7 protein-coding genes and 3 pseudogenes are annotated in these 6,560 nt (G+C 66.6%); 5 read left to right on the forward strand and 5 right to left on the reverse strand.

Going from position 1 to position 6,560, the window contains the following annotated elements; translation table 11 throughout:
• Positions 1-1,078: 1,078 nt before the first annotated feature.
• Complete coding sequence (locus tag QMK24_RS40420) at positions 1,079-1,792, forward strand: hypothetical protein (RefSeq protein ID WP_283471902.1); 714 nt, start codon at positions 1,079-1,081, stop codon at positions 1,790-1,792.
• A 195-nt stretch (positions 1,793-1,987) separates the two neighbouring features.
• On the opposite strand, the pseudogene QMK24_RS40425 reads toward QMK24_RS40420, so the two are convergent.
• Positions 1,988-2,185, reverse strand: a pseudogene (locus QMK24_RS40425) (transposase); the annotation flags it as partial.
• Positions 2,186-2,383: 198 nt separating this feature from the next.
• On the opposite strand from QMK24_RS40425, the gene QMK24_RS40430 reads away from it, so the two are divergent.
• The 4 genes from QMK24_RS40430 (at position 2,384) to QMK24_RS40445 (ending at position 4,802) form a co-directional block, all read left to right on the forward strand.
• Positions 2,384-2,746 (forward strand): ArsR/SmtB family transcription factor, encoded by a 363-nt coding sequence (locus QMK24_RS40430; RefSeq protein ID WP_283471903.1) that lies wholly within the window; start codon positions 2,384-2,386, stop codon positions 2,744-2,746.
• The gene (locus QMK24_RS40435; RefSeq protein ID WP_283471904.1) at positions 2,743-3,204 is read left to right on the forward strand and encodes an SRPBCC family protein; all 462 of its coding nucleotides are present in this window, start codon (positions 2,743-2,745) and stop codon (positions 3,202-3,204) included. Before QMK24_RS40430 ends, QMK24_RS40435 begins: the two co-directional genes overlap by 4 nt.
• 24 nt (positions 3,205-3,228) lie before the next feature.
• Positions 3,229-3,858 (forward strand): maleylpyruvate isomerase family mycothiol-dependent enzyme, encoded by a 630-nt coding sequence (locus tag QMK24_RS40440; protein WP_283471906.1) that lies wholly within the window; start codon positions 3,229-3,231, stop codon positions 3,856-3,858.
• A gap of 92 nt (positions 3,859-3,950) precedes the next feature.
• Positions 3,951-4,802, forward strand: a complete 852-nt coding sequence (locus tag QMK24_RS40445) for an IS5 family transposase (RefSeq protein ID WP_283471908.1) — start codon at positions 3,951-3,953, stop codon at positions 4,800-4,802.
• Positions 4,803-5,072: 270 nt separating this feature from the next.
• Here the strand turns inward: QMK24_RS40445 and QMK24_RS40450 are convergent.
• The 4 genes and pseudogenes from QMK24_RS40450 to QMK24_RS40460 form a co-directional block, all read right to left on the reverse strand.
• Positions 5,073-5,213 (reverse strand): annotated as a pseudogene (locus tag QMK24_RS40450) (IS4 family transposase); the annotation flags it as partial.
• A 115-nt stretch (positions 5,214-5,328) separates the two neighbouring features.
• A pseudogene (locus tag QMK24_RS42175) lies at positions 5,329-5,604 on the reverse strand (IS3 family transposase); the annotation flags it as partial.
• Positions 5,601-5,912, reverse strand: a complete 312-nt coding sequence (locus tag QMK24_RS40455) for a transposase (protein ID WP_283471909.1) — start codon at positions 5,910-5,912, stop codon at positions 5,601-5,603. The gene QMK24_RS40455 and the pseudogene QMK24_RS42175, both read right to left, overlap by 4 nt.
• Before the next feature lie 70 nt (positions 5,913-5,982).
• Complete coding sequence (locus QMK24_RS40460; RefSeq protein WP_283471910.1) at positions 5,983-6,192, reverse strand: hypothetical protein; 210 nt, start codon at positions 6,190-6,192, stop codon at positions 5,983-5,985.
• Positions 6,193-6,560: the final 368 nt, after the last annotated feature.

Genomic DNA, 6,560 nt, shown 5'->3' on the forward strand with positions numbered 1-6,560 from the left:
GCGCCATCAAACGCATCATCTCCCGCTACCGCATCAAGAAACCCGACGACCGGCAAGCTCCCACACCACCCCGCACCCCCACGCTCATACCACCCCACCCGAACTCTTAACCTAACGGCATTGGTTCAGGATCCACTCCTTGCAGACGGCGGCAACGACGACCCTTCATCGAACCAGACACGTCACACCTGCGATACGACGACTGATCTCGATCCCCCGACTTGGCGGTACGGAATTTCCTGGGCCAACGCGGCAGTTACGCAGCGTATCGAAGGGCGCGGCCAGATGGCTCCCCGTCAAGTGGCCGCCGTTGGGGAGACCCAACTGGCCGCTGACACCCGTGCCGAACGGGTTGGCCAAGGCGCTTGCCCCTTTGCAGCCGGTGCTGGAGGAGGGCGTCCCGTCGAGTGGTGCAGCCATCCGGAGGTCGCGACTCCGCAGGTCGCAGGTGCTCCGAGCACATACCCGCGCACGGCGGCGGCTGCACCGCCCTCAACTGCGCGGACATCAGCCCGCCGGATGCGGCAGTTCGCGGACGGGTCCGCCGCCTGGAGCCGTGCGGTCCGGACGGCTACACCACGCCGTGGGACACGACCCTCACCCCCCGCGCAACGTCATCGGTGGATCCGGGCCCAGAACGAGGCCCGGCCCGGATCAGTGCGTGGTATTTTGCCGGCGGTCAGCAACCAGGCCATCGGTCGCCAGAGTTAAGGGAATAATGATTGCTATACATCCGCGTTCGGGCAGCGTCTTAGCCTGCGGTGTCGTCATGTTCCTGCTCGCAACCGCAGCGGGCTGCAGCGGCAGCACTCCGAAACCGCCCCCAAGCCCGAGTACTTCGGCGTCGCAGGCAGCTGCCACCAACGGCTCACCGTCGGCTTCGGCACCGATGGGTCTGCTCTACTCCGGGAAGTCCGCGACGTTCAGCGCCGTCTGGGCCGTTGAGCACCGCTGCCCAGTCAACCTCCATATCGACTTTACCGACAGCGGAGCCAAACTCAGGGACCCCAACACGTCGGGTGTCGGCCCCAACGGGGCGGCCTGGCCCGGGCTCACGTGGAGTCCGCCCTGTTCCGGCATGACCCCCCAGATCAACTTTGACGGCCAACCGGTGGCTAAGGTCTCCGGATCGCCGACCCAGTCGAGCTGCCAGGCCGCCGTGGAGCAGTCCCTCAGGAACGGCACCGCTCTCCAGAGTTACAGCGTTCGGGCCTTGGCGGCCGGCGACACGTTCTGCGAGTACGCCAAGCCCGTCGGTCGTGTGATTCTCATGCAGGTCGCGAGTATGTCCGCGAACACGCCGGTCCAAATCACCTGGTCGGTCACCGAGTGGGCCGTTCCACAGCCGACGCAGGCGGCTCCCCCGACCCCTGGTGGCGCCATCTATGCCGACCAGACGTTCGTACTGGGTACCAAGGGCGCTAAGGGTGGCGATTGTACCCCGTCATCTGTCGCCCTCCAGGGCTTGGACGGCCCGATCGTCAACTACAGCGGCTCGGGGGACCTGTCCTACTACCCGGAATGTCTGGGCGGAGCAAAGATCCGCTTCTATGGCCCGGCCGCGCAGGTCAACGGTGATGTCGGAGCGGCAGCTTGCGAGGACGCGGCGGCAGGGTCGGGACAGAACAGCCTGGACGTGGATCTGTCCGCGCTGCATGCTGGAAGTGAATACTGCGAGTTCAGCAGCAAGACGGATTCGGTCGTCCTGGTGAAGGTAGTTTCGGTCAGTACCGACGCCTCTGCCTCCATCCAATTCTCGGCGACCAGCTGGAAGGCTCCTGTCTCCCAGTAACCCGAGCCCAGCGGGTGTCGGTCCTCGTCCCCCGCTGTTACCGGCCGGGGGCCAGCCAGTCCCGGCTATGCGGCACCCACGAGGAAATCCTTTCAGCACCGGTGGACCGTCGCCTCCCCGTGGGCCATCACGCTTCGAGAGCCTCGTGGAGGCGGTTAGCCTCAATACCAGTGACTTAGGGCGTCCGCCAGTAGATCACCGGATGCGGGGGCTGCGAGGCCGGGTGTCCCAGCGGTAGAGGAACCAGGCGCGTCGGATCAGGCTACGGATGGTGACGATGGCGGCGGCCAGGGCGATGAAGAACTCCACGCAGGCCCGGCGGCGTTCGGTGCAGCGCCGGAGCTTGCCGAAGTTGTTCATCCACGAATTCGTCCGCTCCACTACCCAGCGCCCGTCCGCTGGTCCGTGACGACCTGCCCCCAGGCGTGGCCGGCATCCGCATCCATATAGGGGCCGCCGGTCTGCCCCAGGCGCACGCCCGACGAGATCGGAGGGACGGGAGCCTCTCATCTTATTTAACTTGACAGCTAAATAACTACATGGTGAAGTAGCTGAGTGGATTCAGGGAGCAAGCCGGTCGATGTGGCGGCGGTGGACGATGAACGCCTCGACGTCACCTTCGCCGCGCTGGCGGACCCCACGCGTCGGGCGATCGTGGCCCGCCTCGCCAGAGGGGATGCCACGGTGAACGAGTTGGCGGCGCCGTTCGAGATGTCCCTGCCGGCAATCTCCAAGCACCTCAAGGTGCTCGAACGCTCCGGGCTCATCTCGCGGACCCGGCACGCCCAGTTCCGGCCCTGCCACCTTGAGCGCGAAGCGCTCGACGCGGCACTGCTATGGATCGAGGAAAGTCGACGGACCTGGACGGAACGCTTCGACAAGCTCGACCAGCACCTGCGTGAGGTCCAGCAAGCACATTCCCCCGAGCCGGACCGGAAAGGACATGGCTCATGACTGACCAGAAGCCTGCCGCTGGTGAACTCAGCTTCACCCGCGTCTTCGACGCTCCCAGAGAGCTCGTCTTTCGCTGCATGACCGAACCGGAACACCTCACCCACTTCTGGGGCCCCGTCGGCGTGAGCGCGCCGCTTGAGGACATCATCGTCGACGCACGTCCAGGCGGGGTCTTCGTGACCGTCATGGTCAACGACGCCGACGGCAGCCGGTACCCGACCCGAGCCGTCTATGTGGAGGTCAGCGAGCCGGAGCGACTCGTGTGGACCGAGACCCACAGCAGGATGACGATGACCGCGACCTTCGCCGACCTCGGCGACGGCCGCACCGAGGTGCACATCCACCAGACGCACCTACCCGAGGCGTTCCGCAGCCCAGAGGCAGAAGCCGGCTTCCTGTCCTCGCTCGACAAGTTCGCCGCGTACCTGAAGACCCTCGCGCGCGAATCCGGACGATAGTCCGACCGGAAAGGCGATACACCGATGGAGAAGACATACATCACCGAGGCAATCGCGGCTGAACGACGAGAGCTGGCGGACGTGCTGAGCGCCTTGCCCCCCGCCTCGTGGGAGACGCAGACACTGTGCGCCGGCTGGCGCGTGCGCGAGGTCGTCGCGCACGTGACCATGCCGTTCCGGTACTCGACCGCACGATTCATCCGCGAACTCATGACCTCACGGGGCAACTTCAACCGCATGGCAGACCGCTGCGCCAGGCGGGACGGGCAAGCCTCGACGGACGAGCTCGTCGCGGCCCTCCGCACCAACGAGTGGTACCCGTGGCAACCGCCCGGCGGCGGCTTCGAGGCCGCGCTGACCCACGATGTGATCCACGGCCTGGACATCACCGTGCCGCTGAACATCACCCGCCAGATCCCCGAGGAACACCTGCGGATCATCCTGGAGACGATCACAGGCCCGAAAAGCCTCAAGCACTTCGGCGTCGGCCTGGACGGGATCGAGTTGCGAGCCGATGACATCGACTGGTCATTCGGGACGGGAACGCCGCTGACCGGCCGGGCTCAGGATCTCGCGCTCGTCCTGTGCGGGCGCAAGCTCCCGGCGGGACGGCTACGGGGCGACGGCCCACCCACGCACTTCGCCACGTCATAGACAGTGGTAGGTCATGGGCACGGGCGGACATGGTAGTCAGGTCGGCACGGCGCCTTCGTGGAGTTGTTGACGCTCTGCACCCGGGAGGGGCCGTGCCCGCCGTTCCAGCATGCATCCTGGAGCCGCTGCGTGAGGAGTTCCTCGCGCAGTTGCCCGAGCACCACGAGAAGCATCCGTGGGGTTGCCACAACCCCCGTATCGCCGATGAGCTGGTCTTCGACCGGCTGATTCTGGTCCTGGTGTCCGGGATGGGGTACGAACGGGTGGCCGACGGGACCTGCTCGGCCACCACGATCCGGCGCCGCCGCGATGAGTGGATCGCGTGCGGTGCGGGCGAGGCGATTCAGCTGGCGGCATTGGCCGCCTACGACCGCATGATCAGCCTGGAGTTGGGGCATCTGGCCGCCGACGGCTGCCAGACCAAGGCACCCTCGGGTGGGCAGTGCGCGGGCAAGAGCCCGGTGGACCGCGCCAAGCAGGGCCTCAAGCGCTCGCAGCTCACCGACGGCTACGGCATCCCACTGGTCACCGACCCGGCACCGGCCAACATCCGCGACCACACCCTCCTTCCGGGGACCTTGGACCACTTCCGCGATCTCGGCGGGGAACTCGGCCCGTTACCGGAGCACCCGACGCTCAGCTTGGACGCGGGATACGACTACCGATGCGTCTACGAGGATCTGGCGGGCCGACAGGTCATCCCGCTGATCGCCAAGCGCGGTGAGCGGACACCGATTCAGGCGGACGGGCGCTGGGTAGTGGAGCGGACGAATTCGTGGATGAACAACTTCGGCAAGCTCCGGCGCTGCACCGAACGCCGCCGGGCCTGCGTGGAGTTCTTCATCGCCCTGGCCGCCGCCATCGTCACCATCCGTAGCCTGATCCGACGCGCCTGGTTCCTCTACCGCTGGGACACCCGGCCTCGCAGCCCCCGCATCCGGTGATCTACTGGCGGACGCTCTTAAGGGATCGGGTCCCAGCTTCGTGGGACCTGGACCGATGGGTTGATCGGTGCGGTGCGCCAGTGCGGGGCGATGGTCACGGCCTCGGCTGGACTCTGCGCGGGTTGGGAGACGTGCCGGTGTTCGTCGCGTTTGACGCCGAAGCCTGACATCTTGCGTTTGATGATGCGGGGGTTGAAGCGCCTGCGGCGCGTGGGGAGTCGGTGACGGGCTATCTCCCGAAGGCCGTCGGTGAGGGCTGCGACCAGATGGTCAGGGGGAAAAGGCCGCTTGCGCGGTGACCTGTCGGCGCGCGAGACGGATACTGCGGGTGAAGGAAAGCCGGTCGGAGTCGACTTGGGCTTGGTCGGCCGCGTCGTGCATCAGAGTGCGGATGGCGTAGTGGATCAGCAGGTGGCCCCGCGACCCACAGCTGATTCGGACGGTGGGCACGGAAGTGCCGATTGACCAGGTCGGGCGGCCTTGGGGCGGACGGTTCGGGGATCGTCGTGCGGCGTCGCTGCCCGCGGATAACGCCTTCCAGGCCGTCCTCGCGCATTAGCGGTTCGACGGTGCAGCGGGCTGCCGCAACTCCCTCGCGTCGCAGTTGGCGGTGGATGCGCCGGGCTCCGTAGGTCTCGCCGGAGTCGGTGTGGATGCGGCGGATGTGCGCGACGAGGTAGTCGTCGCGCTGTCGGCGTGCGGACTTCGCGCGTCTGCGGCGGGCGTTGTAGGCGGAGATCGACAGGTCCAGTTCCCGGCAGACGGGCTCGACCCCGAAGTCGTCGCGGAGGTGGTTGATCACCGCGTCGGCCTCGTGCGGGGCTGGTCGAGCTCCTTGGCGAAAGACACGCTGGCGGCCTTCAGGATCTCGTTCGCCCGCCGCAACTCTGCTGCTTCTTTGCGGAGTTGGACGAGCTCTGCCCGCTCGGCAGTGGTGAGCAGCTCAGGCCGGCTGCCGTGGTCGGCCTCGGCCTGGCGGACCCACAGCCGCAAGGCTTCCTTGTGAATACCGAGATCCCGGGCCACCTGGGCGACCGGACGGCCAGAGTTCTGTACTTCACGGACGGCTCGCTCGCGGAGCTCGTCGGGATACTTCCGGGGTGCAGGCATCAGACCTGTGCTTCCCATCTGCCGAGGCGATCATGCCCGGCTTCGGGGCCGCTACGAAATCCGGTTCAGCTCAATGCTTGCCGTGCTTGAGGTAGTAGCGGCCGTCCGCAGTGACCACGGCGACGTGCCCGCTGCCGCGCCAGGTCTTCTTGATCAGTCCACGTTGCTCCAGCGCCCAGGCCGTCTGGGTACGGGCAGGTGGAATCGGCACCGCGCTGGATGCGGCCGCGATCTCGCGGAGCAAGTCGATCTGCGAATCCGTCAACGCATACTTCACCACTCCGGCTCCTCTCGACGGCATGCGGGCGGAACGGCCAACGATAGGGCGGATGTGTCACGCTCGACGCGCGCTGGCCCCTCGTACGGGTGCCTCAGGCTGGCCCCTGGCCCGGCAACCGCGGCAGCAGGTGTAACGCCTCGCAACAGTCCGCCGTACGGCTCACCACTCTCCGCCGTGACGCTCATTTGACGCTCCGCACGCCCGGCAGCGTCCTTCCGGAAACCGAAAAACGCCGCCTGAGCTGCCAATGCCGGTGAGTTAAGCCGTTTCCGCAGGTGAGGGCCGCTGTCTGGTGACGTTGATCGTGTAGTGGACGTTACTGGGGGTGCGGGGCCGGTCTCGGCGCTTGATCGCGAACTTGTTCTTGG

The sequence above is a fragment of the Streptomyces sp. PH10-H1 genome (assembly GCF_030063355.1).
Classification (GTDB): Bacteria; Actinomycetota; Actinomycetes; order Streptomycetales; family Streptomycetaceae; genus Actinacidiphila.

What these genes read in the sequence shown, in the direction of transcription:
- QMK24_RS40420 (WP_283471902.1), top strand. Translation starts at nt 1,079, where the DNA reads ATGACCCCCCAGATCAACTTTGACGGCCAACCGGTGGCTAAGGTCTCC.
- QMK24_RS40435 (WP_283471904.1), top strand. Translation starts at nt 2,743, where the DNA reads ATGACTGACCAGAAGCCTGCCGCTGGTGAACTCAGCTTCACCCGCGTC.
- QMK24_RS40440 (WP_283471906.1), top strand. Translation starts at nt 3,229, where the DNA reads ATGGAGAAGACATACATCACCGAGGCAATCGCGGCTGAACGACGAGAG.
- QMK24_RS40455 (WP_283471909.1), bottom strand. Translation starts at nt 5,912, where the DNA reads ATGCCTGCACCCCGGAAGTATCCCGACGAGCTCCGCGAGCGAGCCGTC.